This is a genomic window from Sphingopyxis flava (assembly GCF_900168005.1).
Classification (GTDB): Bacteria; Pseudomonadota; Alphaproteobacteria; order Sphingomonadales; family Sphingomonadaceae; genus Sphingopyxis; species Sphingopyxis flava.
In genome coordinates, this window is record NZ_FUYP01000010.1 from 24,542 (window position 1) to 42,479 (window position 17,938).

The window sequence follows — 17,938 nt, forward strand, 5'->3', positions numbered from 1 at the left end:
GGAATCGCCGGGACCGAGCCCGCGGCGATACGGGGTCGGCTCTTAGCGGCGGGCGCCTCGAAGTCAAGGCGCAAAGCGCACCGCGAGGGTGGAGGCGCGAGCCTAAAAGGCGCGGGCAATCCCGAGCATTGCCTGCCCATAATCATAGGCACCGCTGTTTTGCGGGATATTATTATACTGGAGGCTCGCCTTCCCATACCAGCCGCGGCCGACCTCGGGACTCGTGACCTCGGCGGCAGCAAAATAGGAGGCCCGCCAATCGCTGATCGCATCGCGCTGCGCGCCCACTCCGCCCGCGACCATGTAACGCCAGCCCCCGCTGAAGCGCCGCATCTGAAGGACGGGGAGGATCTGGACATACCAGCGCGGCGAATAATAATCATATTCACCGGGCCGGGTGCTGCGGAAATAGCGGGTGCGAAGCTGCGCGCTCAGGCCCCATTCGGGCTTCACCCCATGCACATAGCTGGCGCGCGCATGCAGGCGGACATTCTTGCCCGTGAATTCCTGCGCGCCCGCAACGATGGTGAAGCTGTTACGATCATCGACCGGAAGGTCGAGCGCTGCCCCGGCGAAAGTGTAATAAATGCCCTCATTCACCCCGCGCGGCGTCTCAACGACGTCGCGCTCGATGAAAAATTCCTTCCGCATAGCGGCGTCGTCATGGATCGAGGCGGATCCGATCACCGTATCGCCGTCGGTGCCTACCTGCGCGTTCCAGGCCCAATGCCCGCCGCTGTCGGCATAGCGCAGGAAGACGCGCTCCTTGCCCACCGTCTGTTGGCCGAGTGGCCGGTACCAGGCCTTTTCGACGCGCACGCCCAGATAATCCTGCTGGCCGCGATAGCGAAGGTCGAAGTTGAGGCCCGCGCGGTAGACGTCGGTGTTGTCGGCGTCGGTCGAGACAAAAAGGTCCATCCCCACCGCGCGGCTCGCCGGAGCTTCCGCTTTGGTGGGCACCTGCGCGCCCTCCTGCGCTGCCGCGGGCAAGCCCGTCGAGGCGAGGAGTGCGGCCGCGGCGGTGATCGATGCCCGTTTCACTTGGTATCCCATTTTTTCTTCATCCCGATGATCTCGACGACATAACCCCACACGCACACTGGCTGCATCAGCAGGCTGTAGGCCAAAGCATAAAAGAGGAATCCCATGGGATTGCGCCGCACTTTCAGATCCTCGCCCTCAAAAACGCCGCGCTGAATTCGGAAAATGACAATGTTCCAGAGCGCCGCGAGCGGCAGCACCGCGAGCGTCAGGGGCCCTGCGATATAATAATGGCCGAACATGGCGAGGATCAGTCCGGGAATGAAGACGAAGCTGTAAACGAGATCGAGCGGCAGAAAGCACACGTTCCACCAGATGAACAGCGTCGTCATCCGCCGCTTGAACAGCAGCCGCCAATGCGCCTTGAACGCCTCCATCAGGCCGCGCGACCAGCGCTTGCGTTGCAACGCGAACTGGCGGAATCCTTCGGGCACGTTGGTGAAGGCCAGCGCATTGTCGGCATAGCCGATACGATAGTCGCGCTCGAGCAGCGCCCACGAAACGACGATGTCCTCGCCGACGCATTCGGGCCATCCGCCGACTTCTTCGAGCGCATCGCGGCGATAGAGCGAGAAGGCACCCTGCGCGACGAGCGTGCCGTGATACATGCCCTGCATCCGCTTCACCGACGCGATGCCGTGGAAATAATCCCACTCCTGCGCGCGGGTCAGCAGGTTGCTGCGCGAGTTGCGGACCATTACCGCACCCGCCACCGCGACCGTGTTGTCGGGGTCGGACAGATAGCGACTGACGATTTGGGTCAGCGCGTTGGTACGCATCCAGCAATCACCGTCGACTGTCACGATCAACTCGTGCTCGGCTGCGCGCAAGCCATCGTTGAGCACTGCCGACTTGCCACGGTTGACCGGGAAGTCGTGAAGAGTGAAGGCCGCACAGTCCGGCAGCGTCAGCGAGGCCAGCAGCTCGCGCACGATGGTCGCGGTCTCGTCTGACGACCCGTCGTTGAGGACGAGGACCTCGAGCGGGCCGCGATAATCCTGACGCGCGAGGCTGGTCAGCGTGTCACGAATAGCGCTCGCCTCATTATAGGCCGCAACGAGAACGGTGACGCCCGGCAGGGCCTCGGCAGGCGCCCGGGCGACCGGCCTGCGATCGAGCGACAGCGTCGCGATCAGAAAGGCGTTCATGAAGCCTGGCACATAGGCGATGAAAATGATCGACACGAGCGCGAAGGTCCAGTTGGTGACCGCAGCCAGATCGACAAGCCAGCGCTGCGAAAGCCAGACGCTCAGCGCCGTCCACAGGAGCGCGATCAGGAGCGCAAGCAGGAACTTGCCGCGCACGCCCAGATAGAGGCGGCGCCAATGCTCCTCGCGCACCGACGCTTTCAGCCGTGCGCGGTCCTTCGCGGCGACGGCTGCACGCCCTCGCGCCGAGGTGGTTGTTCCCGACATGGTTTTAGTTTCACAATCTCGTATACTGGTCCGCGACGAGAGGCGGCGGCGCTTAAGCCCCGCAATAAATCCGATGAACCACCCGCCTGCGAGCCGTTTGATATTTCAGCGAAAACTCCGCATTGGCCTTTGGGCCGCGGCGGTACGCACGCGCGCCGTCTGGCCCAGCAATTTTGCGGCCGCATCCTTGGCGGTCTCAGCGAGGCGCGCTCCTAGTTCGATCTGAAATCAAGTCAAGCCACGACGTTGTTCAGAATCGACGAACCGAGTGTCGCACTGCCGATCCTGCAACTTCCTCGAGCCCTGAGCGATTGCCGAACGACAAATTTCCTCTTGGCAAACGAGATCTAAGATATATCTTAGAAATATCTTTATACGCTAAGGATGATGTATGATGCGCATTCACAACAATCTTCACGCCCGCTGCAACCAACAGCACACAATGCATCGCGGGGGCCGGGGCCACGGTCTCGGCCATGGCTTCGGGCGCGGTTTTGGCGGGCGCCACGGCGATGACACCGGCGGCCGCGGTCCGCGGCGGCGAATGTTCGACAGCGGCGAGCTGCGGCTCGTCCTTTTAAAGCTGATCGCCGACGAACCGCGCCACGGCTACGACCTCATCCGCCGGATCGAGGAGCTGACGGGCGGTGCCTATGCACCGAGCCCCGGGGTCATATACCCTACCCTCACCTTGCTGGACGACATGGGCCAGATCGCCGCGCAGCAGAGCGAGGGTTCCAAGAAGCTCTTCGCTATCACGCCCGAGGGCCAGGCAGAGCTCGATATCAACGAGGAACGCATCGAAGCCCTGATCGCGCGGTTGCGTGCGATCGGGAAAGAACGCCAGCGCCCCGATGCTGCGTCCGTCCGCCGCGCCATGGGCAATTTGCGCCAGGTGCTGATCAACCGCTTGGGCAGCCGCGAGGCGGACACCGAAACGCTCAACGCCATTGTCGCCCTCATCGACGAGGCGGCGCAGAAGATCGAGAGGCTGTGAGCGGGGGCAGCATCGCCCTATCCGCCGCGGCGCATGTCCCCCCGCTCCATACAAGCAAATCTCTGCAGCAGCTCTGCGCGCGCTGGCAGCATAATCTGGACGTGGGCTTCACCCCCGAACGCTTCCAGATAAGCTTCCCCAGCGAGGCGTGAGGTGCCGACTGGCCGGGCAATGCGCTCGTGGCGCTGCGCACGGGCTCGACGTGCAACTCGAGGCGAGTGCGGTGGGACAGCTTGAGGCGCTCAAAGGCGCTGCCGCGCGCCATCTCGGCCGCCTTGCATTTCCGCGAGGCCCCACTCGCCTTTGACTGGCGGACGCTGCCGAGCGGCTAGGCCGACCCGGCCAGCCGCTCGATGGCTTCGGCAAGACGGGCGTCGCGCTCCGACAGACCATCGCAATCATGCGTGGTCAGCAGGATGTCGACGCGATTGTAGACGTTCGACCATTCGGGATGATGGTCCATCTTCTCCGCGATGATCGCGACGCTCGCCATGAAGCCGAACGCCTGCGCGAAGTCGGCGAACTGGAAACGCCGCTGGATCGCGTCGCGCGCCGGATCGTGCGTCCAATCGGGAAAGCGAGCAAGCAGCGCGGCGCGCGCCTCATCACCGAGTTTGTGAGCCACCTTTTCTTCTCCCGCTGGCCAAGCCGTGCCGCCCGCCATAAGGAAGGGCGCGATGAGCGACAAGCCCGCCCCCCTCGATCTTCCCGACGGCTGGACCGGCCGCGCGCCCGATACGGACGCCTTTCACGCGATGGCGGAAGCTGCGCTCGCGACGCTGCCCGCCGTTTTCGCCCCGCATATCGCCAACCTCGTCGTCGCGATCGAGGAGATCGCCGACGATGAAATCCTTGCATCGCTCGGCATCGGCCATCCCTATGAACTCACCGGTCTCTACGAAGGCCGCCCGTTGACCGAGCGCAGCATCGACCAGAGCGGCGGCATGCCCGACCGCGTCACTCTCTATCGCATACCGATTCTCGTCGAATGGATCGAGGAAGGCGAGCGGCTCGACCGCCTCGTTCGCCACGTGCTGATCCACGAGATCGGCCATCATTTCGGATTCTCCGACGACGATATGCACGCGCTGGAAGATATGGCGTGACCGAGCTGCTGCTCTTCGACGGCGTCGCTTGTATCCGCGGCGACCGGCTGCTGTTCGAGGGGCTTTCCCTGACTCTGAACCGCGGCGGCGCCCTATGGCTGCGCGGCCCCAATGGCGCAGGAAAGTCGAGCCTGATCCGCCTTGCTGCCGGGTTGCTACGCCCCGCCGCAGGCATGGTGACGCGCCGCGAGCGCACTGCACTGGCCGACGAAGCGACGGCGCTCGACCCCGAACGGCCGCTGCGCCGCGCGCTCGACTTCTGGGCGCGGATCGACACAGTCGACGGGCACGCCGTTGACCGGGCGATGGACGCGATGGCGCTCGGCAATCTCGCCGACGTGCCAGTATCCATGCTCTCGACCGGGCAGCGCAAGCGCGCCGCTCTTGTTCGTGTCATAGCCAGCGGCGCGCCGATCTGGCTGCTCGACGAGCCTGCCAATGGCATGGACGAGGCGGCGCAGGCTCGCCTCGTTGCCGCGGTCGCTGCGCACCGCGCCAATGGCGGTGCGGTGCTGCTGGCCTCGCACTTTGCGCTGGGTATTCCCGACCTGGCGGAGATTGACATGGGGACGCTGACATGACCGCCCTCGCCGCGCTCTTCTGGCGTGACCTGCGCCGCGCGTGGGGCAGCGGGGCGCTGTGGCTTCCGATTGTCTTCTTCCTGCTCGTCGCGGCGTCCTTTCCCTTTGCGGTCGGTCCCGACGCGCCCTTGCTCGCCAGGACCGGCGGCGGCATGGTCTGGGTCGCGGCGCTGCTCGCGGCGCTGCTGCCGATCGACCGGCTGGTACGGCCCGACCGCGACGCCGGGATACTCGACCAGCTCGCGGTTCGAGGCTTTGCCGACGAGGTCGTCGCGGCGGTGAAAATCGCGGCGCACGCTATCGGTTTCGGGCTGCCGCTGCTCGTCGCACTACTCCCCGCCGCCGCGCTCCTCGCGCAGGACGGCGCGCGCGTCGCGATGCTGGCAAGCGGGCTCGCCGCCGCCATCCCCGCCCTCGCCGCGCTTGCAGTGCTGAGCGCCGCGCTGACTGCAAACCTCAAGGGTGGCAGCCCGATCGGCGGCCTGCTCGTCCTGCCGCTCGCCGTTCCGCTCCTGATCTTTGGCGCCGGAATGCTCGATCCGTCGGGGCGCGGCGCGGCCAAGCTGCTCGCCGCTGCAAGCCTGCTTCTGACCGCGATCGGACCCTTCGCCACTGGCGCGGCGCTCAGGGGGCTAAGAGAATGACGTGAGCCGGCCCCATTGTTGGCGATCGGCTATCTCCTTCGCTCCCCGAGCCTTGCCCTTAGTTCAGGTCCCCTCAAAGGCAGGAGCGGGGCTGCAAGCGGATTTTCATGATGTGAGCGGGCGCCCTTCCGCTTTCGCACGCCATGACGTCCGGGCAGCGAGCGCGTGCCCGTCAGGGGAAGCGCACCTGCGTAGCAGTCGCCGCCGACTGACGGGCTGCCCGCCCCGCCCGCGAACGCGCGGATGATCGGATCATCAACGAGCCCGATCGAGTGAGAACGCCGGAGGGGCGGCCAGGCGATCGATGGGCGTGGCCGCTTTATGCCAACCCCTGTGTCCGGGCCGCCGCGCTCGAGCCATCGACATATATTTAGTCATTCATCGAAATTTGTCTTGATTTAATTTCGATGATTAGCTAAATACCAACTTATGAATGCCGTCTTCAAGGCCCTCGCCGACCCCACCCGCCGCAAAGTGCTGGAACTTTTGCGTAAGCAGCCGATGACAGCGGGGGAGCTGGCCGACCATTTCCCGGTCTCGCGCCCGACCATGTCGGCGCATTTTGCCGTGCTGCGCGAGGCCGATCTGATCGAGTCGACCAAGATCGGCACGACGATCACCTACCACTTGAAACTGTCGGTGCTGGAAGATGCGCTGCTGGGGTTCGCCCGCTTGTTCGGTACCGAAGCTCCGAATGCGACGGCGAATGCCACCCAGGCGATCGAACCCGGCCATGCCCAGAAAGGATCCACGCAATGAGCGACGATACCACCATTCGCGCCAAAAAAGCCATCCGTAGCGCCGTCATCCTCGCTGGCATGCAATTGGCTGGCGCATTGATCCTGGCGCTTTCCAACAAGATATTCGGCTGGATCGACGACGAGACCGTGACGCGGGGCGTGATGGTCTTGATCGGCCTGGGGCTCATAACCATCGGTAATGCTATGCCGAAGAAGCAGGAAGGACAGCCCATTCAGACGGTCCAGGACATCGCGATAAGGCAATCCATTACTCGCGTCGGCGGCTGGATGATGATGCTGGGCGGTTTCATTTGGATCGGCCTTTGGGTTTTCGCACCCCGCGACTTGGCCGTATCGGGTGGCATCGTTGCCGTCGGCGCAACGACGCTGGTGATGGTCGCCTATGCGATGTGGCGCGTTCGCACCCACCCAAGGTCCTCGCCTTCTTAAGGTGCGAGGATCGGGTCGGGCCGCGATGGCCGGCACCGACCGCTTCTGTCAAATGCGGACTTTATCAACAGCATCGACCGGTTGCGGACCTCTGGATATTGCGTAAAGCTCAGGTCCTGTGACAGACTATTGGCCTTTGGAACTGGCGGCCCTTGAGGCGATCGGGACAGAGTCTGCCGAATGGGCAGCGATTGTCGATCAGCTTTCCAAGCGCGGTAAGGTGCGTTCACGGGACAACACAGGTGGCGGGTTCTTCGTGGAGATAGATCCTGGGCCCGGTGGCACTGAGATTGCCCGGAAACGTCAGGTCTCTCAGAAAGATGTGTGGCTCGGCGTCGAGCGGCTGGATCACGGCCTCGGGATTATCCTTCATCTGAATGGTGATGGCATAGCACTATTAGAGGGGTATGCGGTCGGTCTCGAGGACACATTGAAGATCGATTTTGAGCGAGCCCGCTTTGAAGTCACTAACAAGCCCGGACCGCTAGCAACGAACGACAGCTAACCACCCCAAAGCAGCCAATCGAGTAGGAGGAATCCTCGCCCCCCCACACCACCGGGCATACGGGCCTCGTGCCACGGCGGTTTCCGGCCTGTTGTAACGCGGTGTAATGGCCGACAAGGCTGACAAGGCCAAGTCGGTCGAACCATGCGAGGTTCATGGCTTCGGCAGCCGGGGGCCCCGCCTCACGTTGACGCAGTTGTTTTTGGCTAGCGGTTCCGTTCAGCGGCCCGCAGAGGACTTACACCTCCAGTCATCAACGCCATGCCTGGCACACAGAAAAGGGCCGGAATTTCCCCCGGCCCTTCCCTATAACCTATGCGCGTCGATCAGGCGCCGATTTCGGCGGTGTCGACCTTCACGCCCGGCCCCATCGACGACGACAGCGCGATCTTGCGGACATATTTGCCCTTCGCACCGGCGGGCTTCGCCTTGACGATCGCATCGACGAACGCGTCGAAGTTCTGGCGGAGCTTTTCCTCGCCGAACGACAGCTTGCCGAGGCCAGCGTGGATGATGCCTGCCTTTTCGACGCGGAATTCGATCTGACCGCCCTTGGCCGCCTTCACGGCTTCAGCCACGTTCGGAGTCACGGTGCCAAGCTTCGGGTTCGGCATCAGGCCCTTGGGGCCGAGCGTCTTGCCGAGACGGCCGACGATGCCCATCATGTCCGGCGTCGCAATGACGCGGCCATAGTCGAGATTGCCCGCGAGCATGTCTTCCATCAGGTCTTCAGCGCCCACCTTGTCGGCGCCGGCGGCCAGCGCCTTCTCGGCATTGTCGCCGCGCGCGAACACGGCAACTTTGACGTCCTTGCCGGTACCGGCAGGCAGCGTGACGACGCCGCGGACCATCTGGTCGGCGTGGCGCGGATCGACACCAAGGTTCATCGCGATTTCGAGCGTCTCGTCGAACTTGGCCGAGGCCAGCTCGCGAACGGTCTTCAGCGCCTCGTCCACGCTGTGGAGCTTGAGGCTGTCAACCTTGCCCTCGAGGGCCTTCTGCTTCTTGGTCAGCTTAGCCATCGGTTCAGCCCTCCGTCACTTCGAGGCCCATCGAGCGGGCGCTGCCTTCGATGATCTTCGTCGCCTGCTCGATGTCGTTGGCGTTCAGATCCTTCATCTTGATTTCGGCGATCTCCGCAAGCTTCGAGCGCGCGATCTTGCCGCCGCTTACCTTGCCCGGCTCCTTCGAACCCGACTTCAGATTCGCGGCCTTCTTGATCAGATAGGTCGCCGGCGGCGACTTGGTGACGAAGGAAAAGCTCTTGTCGGCATAGACGGTAATGATGGTCGGCGTCGGCGTGCCCTTGTCGAGCCCGTCGGTCGCGGCGTTGAACGCCTTGCAGAATTCCATGATGTTGACGCCGCGCTGACCCAGCGCCGGGCCGAGCGGCGGCGAAGGGTTGGCAGTGCCCGCAGGCACCTGCAGCTTGATGTAGCCGCTAATCTTCTTGGCCATGATGGCCTCCTTTCTTTCTATCGCCCCAGACAGGTCCGGGGCTCAAAATAAGCGGTCAAACAGAAGGGCATCACCCCTTCCTCCCGCGCGGACTCGCGCCCTTTTCTGGCGCGAAGCGGCGCCCCTAGCGGGAAGGCCGTGCAAAAGCAAGCAATTTGGCGGGTTTTCAGTCCTGCACCGAGAGCCGCAACAACCCCTCCTGCACCGCCGAGGCAATGAGCGTGCCGTCGCGGCGATAAATGGAGCCGCGATTGAGGCCGCGGCTCCCCCCCGACCAGTCGCTATCCATTACATAAACGAACCACTCGTCGACGCGGATATCGTCATGGAACCACATCGCATGATCGAGGCTGGTCGAAAAAAGGCCCGGCGTCGACCAATTGAGGCCGTGCGGCAGCATCGCCGAGGAAAGAAGCCCCATGTCCGAAGCAAATGCGAGGAAGGCGCGGTGTATCAGCGGGTCGTCACCGATCGGCGCCGCCACCCGAAACCATTGATAATGCTGCGTCGCCCCAAGTGGACGGTGGTTTCGAAGCTCGAAAGCGCGGCTGCGCGCCATATGATCGAATGCGTCTTCCGACACGCTAGCGTCGGCCGCGATCGACTCGAGAAAATCGGCGCACGCCTCGGGCGGGAGGAGGTCGGGCATCGGCACCTGGTGCGCAAGGCCCGGCGTCGGCCGCTGGAAAGAGGCGGTGAGGTTGAAAATGACCTTGCCGTCCTGTCGCACCACGACGCGCCGATTGGCGAAGCTTCTCCCATCGAAATCGCGGTGGACCCGAAAATGCAGCGGCTTGGTTTCGTCGCCCCCGCGCAGGAAATAGGCATGAAGCGAATGCACCGTCTTGCCCGTCTCCACGGTGCGCGCTGCCGCGATCATCGCCTGAGCGATGACCTGGCCGCCAAAGATGCGGTCGCGCGCGGTAGTCGCGAGCGCTGGAAAGACGAACTCATCCTCAACGCCCGGAACCGGTTCGAGCGTGAACAGCCGTGCAACATCCTGAACCACGGCTTCGGCCGACACTTTGGCGTTGATCGCACGGGCCCGCGCCATGCGAGCCTCAATCTCGGCGGGAGAGAGAGATGTCACGGGCGGGCCCCTTTTGCCGTCATCCCCGCGCAAGCCGGGATCGCTCACCGTTACCTGCGCCAGCCATCCCGGCTTTTCGCCGGACTGGGGCTTATTTCATGCGTTCAACCTGCTCGAAATCGAGCTCGACGGGCGTCGCACGGCCGAAGATCGACACCGACACCTTGACCCGCGCCTTGTCGAAGTCGAGTTCCTCGACCACGCCGTTGAAGCTCGCAAACGGACCTTCGAGCACCTTGACCTGATCGCCGATCTCGTAGTCGACGCGGATTTCGGTCTTGGGACGCGCTGCGGCCTCTTCCTTGCTGTTGAGGATCCGGGCGGCCTCGGCTTCGCTGATCGGCTGGGGCTTGCCCGACGAGCCCAGAAAGCCCGTGACCTTCGGCGTGTTCTTGACAAGGTGATAGACATCGTCGGTCATCGTCAGCTTGGCGAGGACATAGCCGGGGAAGAATTTCCGCTCGGCCTGCACCTTCTTGCCGCGCTTGACCTCAGTGACGGTCTCGACCGGCACCTCGACCGCTTCGACGAAATCGGTAAGCCCCATGCGCTCGGCTTCGGCGAGAACCGAATCGCGAACCTTGTTCTCGAAACCCGAATAGGCGTGAATGATGTACCAGCGCGCCATAATCTGCGTATCCCTGTGTGAGTGCGCTTAGCGCGCGAGCGACGTCAGCCAGCCGACGATCGCGTTGAAAACCGTGTCGATGCCGAGGAAGAACAACGCCAGCAATGTCGTCATGATCAGCACCATGATCGTCGTCTGCATCGTCTGGCGGCCGGTCGGCCACACGATCTTGGTGGCTTCGGTCTTCACCTGGTTGACGAATTCGCCAATCTTCGGCCTCGCCATGTCGATCGTCCTGTTCCTGCCTGTCCAATGGTTTCGGCCAGATGGGTTGCCGCCCCGTCCGCGTCAAGCGCGTTTCGGGCAATAGTCCGCCCACCCTCCCCGGGCGTGCCGGCGAAAGGCGGAAGGAAAAACGGCGCATCTGTCCGAATGAAAGGGGCCTTTAGCCGGGCCCCCAGCCCTTGGCAAGCAATTGCCGCATCGCACGGGGCCTTAGCAAAAGCCATCCGGCAAGGGCCAAGCGCCTGCGCCCGCCTTTTCGCGCCCCGGGGTGTCCCTCTTTGCGTCAGGAGGCGGAAAGGATCGCGGCCAAAGCGGCAACGCCGTGCATCATCCGGCTGAAAAATCACAACAAATTTTATTGCTGTGTGCGGCCGATGATTAACATTAGATTAGGGATGTTGCGGCGATAAGCTTTCTAAATTTACATCAGGGGCAATGGGCGCCACATGTTAGTCAACCATAACATTCGCTGGCTCTGTCTGGGCGCGCAGTCTTTGATACGGAGAATGGCATGAATGTATCCCGGGCCCCCCACCCAACGGGACTCACGTCGGACCTCGCCGACAGCGACAGGCGGACGAGCAACCGCCACTGCACCGTCTACCGCATTGCGGCGGTCGAGCGAGAGGGCGACGCAGGCTTCTGGCGCGTGCGCAATATTTCGGACAATGGCATGATGCTCGCCGCGAGCGTCGATGTCGCACCCGGCGAGCGCCTCCAGATTGCCCTTTCGGACACCGCCCGCCTGACGGGTGAAGTCGTCTGGGCCGAAAACGGGCGCTGCGGCGTCGCGTTCGACGCGCCAATCAATGCTTCCGAGCTGCTGAAGCAGCTCGCCGCCGAGCAGAAGGCGTCGAGCTATCGCGCGCCCCGACTGGCCGTGCGCAGCCATGCAACCATCGTGACCGACGAGGGCAGCCGAGAGGTCGACGTGGTCAACCTGTCGCAACAGGGCGCCGGGCTCGCTCACGAGGGCGACCTTCCCGTCGGAACCAAGCTCGAGCTGATCCTCGAGGGCGGCATCCGCCGCCGCGGTATCGTGCGCTGGTCGCGCAAAGGACAAAGCGGCGTCTGGCTGACCGCCCCGCTCGAACAGGCCGACCTTGAGAGCATCCGGCGCTTCGAGGACTGACTTGGGATAAGGCCGCCGGTTCAGCTCTGCGACGAGAGTTTCATCAGCACAAGCCCGGCGAGGATCAGAAGCGCGGCGGCGATGCGCGCCGCGCTCGCTCCCTCGCCGAGAACCCAGACGCCGACAAGAAAGGCTCCCACCGCGCCGATGCCGGTCCAGACGGCATAAGCCGTGCCAAGCGGCAGCGTCTTCATCGATAGCGCCAGTAAGGCAAAACTGGCGAGCATGGCGACGATCGCGACGAGCGACGGACCGAGCCGGCTGAAGCCGTCCGACTGCTTCATGGCAAAGGCCCAGACGATTTCGAGAAGTCCGGCAATCACGAGAAAAATCCACGCCACGGGGGGCAGCCTCCTTCGAAGGGCCGCCGGGCCGTCCCGGACTTCAAACCCGCAAGCCAAGCGGGCGGGGACGTGGCCCCGGCGCGGGCCCAGGAGGGCCGCGGCGACGCCTTTACCCCGGACGCCGCCGACCGGCAATGCCGAAGCGGCCCGTGCGTCAGGCCGCCTTCTTCGCCTGCCGGAACTTGTGGAGCAGCGGCTCGGTATAGCCCGAAGGCTGCGTGACGCCCTCGAAGATCAGCGCCCGCGCCGCCTGCCAGGCGATGCCGTCGGGGGTGAGCTTTTCATAAAGCGGATCGCCGGCGTTCTGCGCATCAACCTTCGCCGCCATCCGCGCAAGCGCTGCATCGACCTGGGCTTCGGTGCAGACGCCGTGGAGCAGCCAATTGGCGAGCGCCTGCGAACTGATGCGGAGCGTCGCCCTGTCCTCCATCAGTCCGACATCATCGATGTCGGGGACTTTCGAGCAGCCGACGCCCTGGTCGATCCAGCGCACGACATAGCCCAATATGCCCTGGCAATTATTGTCGAGCTCGCGGATCACCTCCGCCTCGCTCCAGTTGCGGCCGTTCGCAACCGGAATGGCGAGCAAGCGATCGAGGCCCGGCGCCGCCTCGCCGGCAATCTCTCTCTGGCGCTCAAAGACGTCGACCTGATGATAGTGGAGCGCGTGCAGCGTCGCGGCGGTCGGCGAGGGAACCCATGCCGTGTTCGCTCCCGATTTGGGATGGCCGATCTTGGCATCCAGCATCGCGCGCATCATGTCGGGCATCGCCCACATGCCCTTGCCGATCTGCGCCTTTCCGCTGAGCCCGCAGGCAAGACCGATGCGCACGTTGCGATCCTCATAGGCGGCGATCCAGTCCGATGCCTTCATCTCCCCCTTGGGGATCATCGGGCCGGCGCGCATCGAGGTGTGGATCTCGTCGCCTGTGCGGTCGAGGAAGCCTGTATTGATGAAGACGATCCGGTCCTTCACCGCTTCGATGCAGGCGGCAAGATTGGCGCTCGTGCGCCGTTCCTCGTCCATCACGCCGACCTTGATCGTGTGGCGCGCAAGGCCCAGCATATCTTCGGCCGCGTCGAACAGCCGGTCGGTGAAACCGCATTCCTCGGGACCATGCTGCTTGGGCTTGACGATATAGATGCTTCCAGCGCGGCTGTTCGTGAGGGTGCCAAGGCCCTTCAAATCATGGAGTGCGCAAAGGCTGGTGATCACCGCGTCGCAAATTCCCTCGGGCGCCTCGGCGCCATCGGGAAGCCGGATCATCGGCGTTGTCATCAGATGGCCGACATTGCGCACGAACATCACGCTGCGTCCATGGAGCGTGAAGGGCTCGCCCGAAGGCGACGTCCATTCGCGGTCCGTCGCCATCGCGCGGGTCACCGTCCTGCCGCCCTTCTCGAAGCTTTCGACAAGGTCGCCGCGCATCAGCCCAAGCCAGTTGGAATAGCCAAGAACCTTGTCCGCCCCGTCGACCGCGGCAACGCTATCCTCCAGATCGATGATCGTCGTTAGCGCGGCCTCGAGGAGGATGTCGGCGACCCCGGCAGGGTCGGTCTTGCCGATCGCGCTCTCCGGAGCGACGACGAGCTCGATGTGAAGGCCGTTATGCCGCAAGAGGATTCCGCCGGGCTTCTTGCCCACCCATTGCGAGGGATTGGCGAGAGCAGGCTCGCCGCCCTGCCAGTCCGCCCAGCTTCCTGCCGCGAGCGGCACGGCCTCGTCGAGAAAGGCCTTTGCGCGCGCGATCACCGCGGCGCCGCGCTCTTCATCATAGCCACCGGGCCTTGCCGCGGGCGCTTCGAGCGCGTCGGTGCCGTAAAAGGCGTCGTAGAGACTGCCCCAGCGCGCATTGGCGGCATTGAGGGCAAAGCGCGCGTTAAGCGCGGGCACGACGAGCTGCGGGCCCGCCATCGTCGCTATCTCGGGGTCGACGTTCGCCGTGCCCACGGCAAAGGGCGCGGGCTCGGGAACCAGATAACCGATCTCGCGCAGGAAGGCCTCATAGGCGGCGCTATCGTGCGGCTGGTCGGTGCGCGCCTGGTGCCAGGCGTCGATCTTCGCCTGCAGTTCCTCGCGCTTCGCGAGCAGCGCCGCATTTTCGGGCGCAAAGCGGGCGAGCAGTGCGCCAAAATCGGTCCAGAAGGCGGCCGCATCGACCCCGGTTCCCGGGATCGCCCGATCCTCGATGAAGGAGACGAGACGCGAATCGACCGACAGACCGCCACGATCGAGAAATTCAGTCATGCATACACTCTTTGGTCAGCGCGAGCGCGCGTGGGACCCGGGGAGGAAAGGGCCCGCGCCCTATGACGCGAATGGCGCAAGATGGCAACCGCCTCGCGCGGGGCTTCATCGACCGCGCTGGCCCGATGCCGCCCGGACCCCGAGCGGCGTCGGCGATGGCGGCAGTTCATGGAGCGCGACGCAAACCTGGTTCCGGCCGCCTGCTTTCGCCCTGTAAAGTGCGGTGTCGGCGCGCCGCGAGAGGTCGAAAAGCGTATCGCCGGGCATCACCTGAGCAACACCGAACGAGGCCGAGACACGGGCATCGATCCCGAGATCCTCGAGCGACGCGGCGCTAAAGGCGGTGCGCGCAGCCTCGGCCCGCCGGCGCCCCTCGGAAAGATCGGCGCCCGTGATCAGGACCGCGAACTCCTCGCCCCCCAGCCGGCTCACGACTGCACTCTCGCTCACGCTCTCGCGCAGCACGTCGGCAAAATGCGCGATCACGCCGTCACCCGCTGCATGCCCAAAGCGGTCGTTGATAGTCTTGAAATGGTCGAGGTCGGCGGCGATCATCACCGTCGGCGTCCCGGTGCGCAGCGCGCGTGCGATGCGCCGCTCGGCATGCCGGTCAAAGCCCCGCCGGTTGAGCAGCCCCGAGAGCGAATCGGTCTCGGAGCGGACGAGCATCTCCGCTGTGGCATCGCGCATCATTACAAGCAGCAGCACAAGCGCGAGCGCCACCAGCGTCACCGCGCCCATGCTCTGCGAAATTGCGGCATAGGTCGAGGCTATATAGGATTGAGGCGTGCTCGCCGCCCCGATCGTCGCAGCGATGAAGGGTTTGACCGCATAGAGCAGCGCTGACAGCGCGGTCAGCCCGACCAAAAGCAGGTCGAGCGCCTGGCGCCTTTGCGACTGGAGCACGACGACGCCGACGAGCAATTGCGTCGCGACATAGGGCAATTGATAAAGGATCCGCCGCAGCATCGAAGGGCCCGGCATGGTGAAGAGAAAAGGCACGGCAAGAAGGGTAAGCAGCCAGATCGCGGCAAGCGTCCTGAAAGGCGGCGTGACGCCATAGTGGCGCGCGATCCCGATCACGCAGAGCGTCAGCGCGAGCAGATAGGTCAGGAATATGCCGATGCCCACCAGCGTCGGATCCGACTGCAGCGGCAGCAGAAATTCGAGGGCAACGTCAAGGATGCCCATCGCATAACCCGACGCAATCCATGCCGCCCCCCGCGCGCGCCGCTGCGTCGCGGCGACCACGCCAAAGGCAATCGCGAAAATTCCCGCGATAACCATGTTGATAACCAGAATGAACGCCGCCGTCATATTGCGCCCTGCTTAGCGAATTTTACGGCGGCGTGCGCTGCAAAACTTTTAAAGATGGGCATGCCTGTTCAACCTTTGGCGGCAGCGAGAATTGGGAAGCGCCCTCACCCGCGCCCCATCCCCCCGATCTGCCCCGGGTTTCCGCTCGAGCTTTTCCCGGCAAATGCGGCCCTTGCCCAGCCTTGCCCGATCGCGGGCATCGGTGAAAACCTGGCACGAGGCCGCCCGCAGACCTTTCCAAAACGAGCGCCAGCCCGAACGCCCCTTTAACCCCTCATTATTTCCCCGCAGCTTCGGCTCGAAAGCGCGACCGCGCGGTCTCCATCTGCCGGTGGCTATGGCGCGCTTTCAATAGGTCATGGCGCGAGAGCAACCCCACGACGCGGCGCGTTACGGGATCGACGATCGGGATGCGCCCGACCCCCGTTTCGACGATGAGGTCAGCAACATGACCGACCGGGGTTTCCGCATAGGCGACGGGCTGCGCCGCATCGGAGACAAGGTCGGCGAGCGTCCGGTCGGCGGGCATGTCGGCGACCCGCCAGCCGAGCGCATCGGTGCGCGACGCGAGGCCGAGCAGCCGGCCCGCCGCATCGACGACCGGGTAGCTGCGGTGATCGGCCTCTTCGGCAAAGAAGCGCAGGGCATCGCCGGCGGTCATCGTTCCCGGCAGCGTCGCGGGGTCCGCCGTCATCAGGTCACGCGCCTGCATCAGGTCCATCGGGTCGACGACATATTCCTGGCGGATATGGCGGCCGCGCCGCGCGATCTTTTCGGTTAGGATCGACCGGCGCATGATGAGGACGCTGACGGCATAGGCGGTGCCCGCGCTCGCGACAGACAGTGGAAGCGCTGCGAACAGTCCCGTCACTTCGGCGGCGAAGAGCGCGCCGGTCAGCGGCGCGCGCATCGCGCCGCTCAGGATCCCCGCCATGCCGGCAAGCGCCCACAAACCCGGGTCGCCGAGCCACAAATGCCCCGCGAGCGCTCCCGCCGCGCCGCCGAGGATCAGCAGCGGGGCCAATATGCCGCCCGACGTGCCCGACCCAAGCGCGACGAGCCAGACGACGCCCTTGACGACCAGCAGCGCGAGCACGACGCGCAGCCCGAGCGCCCCGTCGAGCAGCGCCTGGATGCTGCCATAACCCGCGCCAAGAACATGCGCGTCGACAACACCGCCCAGCCCGACGACGATGCCGCCGATCGCAGGCCACCACATCCAGTGAACCGGGAGCCGGTCGAACAAATCTTCGATGCGATAGAGGAGCGCAGACAGCAGCGTCGCCTGCAGCCCGACAGCAATGCCGAGCAACCCCGCCGCCGCGAGCGCAGGACCCGTCGCAGGCAAGCGGGCCGTCATCGGGAACATCGGTCCGCTGCCAATGAGCGCGGGCCGGCAGGCGGCCGCGACGAGCACCGCGATGACGACGGGGACGAAGCTGCGCGGCTTCCATTCGAACAAGAGCACTTCGAGCGCGAGAAGAATCGCGGCGAGCGGCGTGCCGAAGATCGCGGTCATTCCCGCCGCGGCGCCCGCAACGAGCAGCGCCTTGCGCTCAGCGGCGCTCAGGCGGAAGCATTGGGCAAACAGCGACCCGATCGCGCCGCCGGTCATGATGATCGGCCCTTCGGCCCCGAAGGGCCCGCCGCTGCCGATTGAAATCGCCGAGGAGATCGGCTTCAGGATCGCAACTTTGAGGGAAAGGCGGCTCTGCCCGTAGAGAATCGCCTCGATCGCCTCAGGGATGCCGTGGCCGCGGATCTTGTCTGATCCGAAACGCGCCATAAGCCCGACGATCAGACTGCCAAGAGCGGGGATTGCCACGATGAAGAGCCCGACGGGCGCGTCGGTGATCGCGGCATGATCAGCCGAGAGGCGCGCGAACCAGAAAAAATTGGTCGCCAGCGCAATGAGCTTGAGCAGCACCCACGCGCCGAGCGCGCCGCCCGCGCCGACGACGAGCGCCATCGCGGCGAGCAGCAGCATACGCTTGTCGGCGCTATGGTCCGAGAGTTT

20 protein-coding genes are annotated in these 17,938 nt (G+C 64.5%); 8 read left to right on the plus strand and 12 right to left on the minus strand.

Annotation, left to right across the window (positions count from 1 at the left end):
* Nucleotides 1-102: 102 nt before the first annotated feature.
* Nucleotides 103-1,041: a hypothetical protein gene (locus tag B5X69_RS09610; RefSeq protein ID WP_079638490.1), complete on the minus strand. Its 939-nt coding sequence runs from the start codon at nucleotides 1,039-1,041 to the stop codon at nucleotides 103-105.
* On the minus strand, nucleotides 1,038-2,456 hold the full coding sequence (locus B5X69_RS09615) for a glycosyltransferase family 2 protein (protein ID WP_079638491.1): 1,419 nt from the start codon (nucleotides 2,454-2,456) through the stop codon (nucleotides 1,038-1,040). Before B5X69_RS09615 ends, B5X69_RS09610 begins: the two co-directional genes overlap by 4 nt.
* Before the next feature lie 391 nt (nucleotides 2,457-2,847).
* Between B5X69_RS09615 and B5X69_RS09620 the strand changes: the two genes are divergently transcribed.
* Entirely contained in the window at nucleotides 2,848-3,453 is a 606-nt protein-coding gene (locus B5X69_RS09620; protein ID WP_425441511.1) for a PadR family transcriptional regulator, read from the plus strand.
* A gap of 328 nt (nucleotides 3,454-3,781) precedes the next feature.
* Here the strand turns inward: B5X69_RS09620 and B5X69_RS09630 are convergent, their stop codons facing one another.
* Complete coding sequence (locus tag B5X69_RS09630; protein WP_079638492.1) at nucleotides 3,782-4,117, minus strand: 4a-hydroxytetrahydrobiopterin dehydratase; 336 nt, start codon at nucleotides 4,115-4,117, stop codon at nucleotides 3,782-3,784.
* Nucleotides 4,118-4,130: 13 nt separating this feature from the next.
* On the opposite strand from B5X69_RS09630, the gene B5X69_RS09635 reads away from it, so the two are divergent.
* The 6 genes from B5X69_RS09635 to B5X69_RS09660 all read left to right on the plus strand — a co-directional run bounded on the left by B5X69_RS09635 (nucleotide 4,131) and on the right by B5X69_RS09660 (nucleotide 7,479).
* Entirely contained in the window at nucleotides 4,131-4,559 is a 429-nt protein-coding gene (locus B5X69_RS09635) for a metallopeptidase family protein (RefSeq protein ID WP_139375736.1), read from the plus strand.
* Entirely contained in the window at nucleotides 4,556-5,140 is a 585-nt protein-coding gene (gene ccmA / locus B5X69_RS09640; protein ID WP_245798687.1) for a heme ABC exporter ATP-binding protein CcmA, read from the plus strand. Before B5X69_RS09635 ends, ccmA begins: the two co-directional genes overlap by 4 nt.
* On the plus strand, nucleotides 5,137-5,784 hold the full coding sequence (locus tag B5X69_RS09645) for a heme exporter protein CcmB (RefSeq protein ID WP_079638494.1): 648 nt from the start codon (nucleotides 5,137-5,139) through the stop codon (nucleotides 5,782-5,784). The genes ccmA and B5X69_RS09645 overlap by 4 nt, the downstream gene beginning before the upstream one ends.
* A 429-nt stretch (nucleotides 5,785-6,213) precedes the next feature.
* Nucleotides 6,214-6,543: an autorepressor SdpR family transcription factor gene (locus tag B5X69_RS09650; protein WP_079638495.1), complete on the plus strand. Its 330-nt coding sequence runs from the start codon at nucleotides 6,214-6,216 to the stop codon at nucleotides 6,541-6,543.
* Nucleotides 6,540-6,974: an SdpI family protein gene (locus tag B5X69_RS09655; protein ID WP_079638496.1), complete on the plus strand. Its 435-nt coding sequence runs from the start codon at nucleotides 6,540-6,542 to the stop codon at nucleotides 6,972-6,974. The genes B5X69_RS09650 and B5X69_RS09655 overlap by 4 nt, the downstream gene beginning before the upstream one ends.
* A gap of 118 nt (nucleotides 6,975-7,092) precedes the next feature.
* A complete protein-coding gene (locus B5X69_RS09660) occupies nucleotides 7,093-7,479 on the plus strand; it encodes a hypothetical protein (protein WP_079638497.1) in 387 nt (128 codons plus the stop codon).
* Between the two features lie 326 nt (nucleotides 7,480-7,805).
* Here B5X69_RS09660 and rplA read toward each other — a convergent pair whose 3' ends face one another.
* From rplA to secE, 5 genes are all read right to left on the minus strand, one after another.
* Nucleotides 7,806-8,501, minus strand: a complete 696-nt coding sequence (gene rplA, locus B5X69_RS09665) for a 50S ribosomal protein L1 (RefSeq protein ID WP_053553851.1) — start codon at nucleotides 8,499-8,501, stop codon at nucleotides 7,806-7,808.
* Nucleotides 8,502-8,505: 4 nt separating this feature from the next.
* A complete protein-coding gene (rplK, locus tag B5X69_RS09670) occupies nucleotides 8,506-8,937 on the minus strand; it encodes a 50S ribosomal protein L11 (RefSeq protein ID WP_079638498.1) in 432 nt (143 codons plus the stop codon).
* Nucleotides 8,938-9,103: 166 nt separating this feature from the next.
* Entirely contained in the window at nucleotides 9,104-9,991 is an 888-nt protein-coding gene (locus B5X69_RS09675) for an acyl-CoA thioesterase (protein WP_079638499.1), read from the minus strand.
* Nucleotides 9,992-10,118: 127 nt separating this feature from the next.
* On the minus strand, nucleotides 10,119-10,655 hold the full coding sequence (gene nusG / locus B5X69_RS09680) for a transcription termination/antitermination protein NusG (RefSeq protein WP_079638500.1): 537 nt from the start codon (nucleotides 10,653-10,655) through the stop codon (nucleotides 10,119-10,121).
* A gap of 27 nt (nucleotides 10,656-10,682) precedes the next feature.
* Complete coding sequence (gene secE, locus B5X69_RS09685; RefSeq protein WP_079638501.1) at nucleotides 10,683-10,880, minus strand: preprotein translocase subunit SecE; 198 nt, start codon at nucleotides 10,878-10,880, stop codon at nucleotides 10,683-10,685.
* A gap of 511 nt (nucleotides 10,881-11,391) precedes the next feature.
* Here secE and B5X69_RS09690 point away from each other — a divergent pair.
* Nucleotides 11,392-12,012, plus strand: a complete 621-nt coding sequence (locus B5X69_RS09690; RefSeq protein WP_079638502.1) for a PilZ domain-containing protein — start codon at nucleotides 11,392-11,394, stop codon at nucleotides 12,010-12,012.
* A gap of 20 nt (nucleotides 12,013-12,032) precedes the next feature.
* Here B5X69_RS09690 and sugE read toward each other — a convergent pair whose 3' ends face one another.
* The 4 genes from sugE to B5X69_RS09710 form a co-directional block, all read right to left on the minus strand.
* Nucleotides 12,033-12,353 carry a quaternary ammonium compound efflux SMR transporter SugE gene (gene sugE, locus B5X69_RS09695; RefSeq protein WP_079638503.1) on the minus strand — a complete coding sequence of 107 codons (321 nt, stop codon included), beginning with the start codon at nucleotides 12,351-12,353 and terminating at the stop codon, nucleotides 12,033-12,035.
* Between the two features lie 157 nt (nucleotides 12,354-12,510).
* A complete protein-coding gene (locus tag B5X69_RS09700; RefSeq protein WP_079638504.1) occupies nucleotides 12,511-14,604 on the minus strand; it encodes a malate synthase G in 2,094 nt (697 codons plus the stop codon).
* A gap of 105 nt (nucleotides 14,605-14,709) precedes the next feature.
* Entirely contained in the window at nucleotides 14,710-15,921 is a 1,212-nt protein-coding gene (locus B5X69_RS09705; protein WP_079638505.1) for a GGDEF domain-containing protein, read from the minus strand.
* Between the two features lie 277 nt (nucleotides 15,922-16,198).
* Entirely contained in the window at nucleotides 16,199-17,908 is a 1,710-nt protein-coding gene (locus B5X69_RS09710) for a chloride channel protein (protein WP_079638603.1), read from the minus strand.
* Nucleotides 17,909-17,938 lie beyond the last annotated feature (30 nt).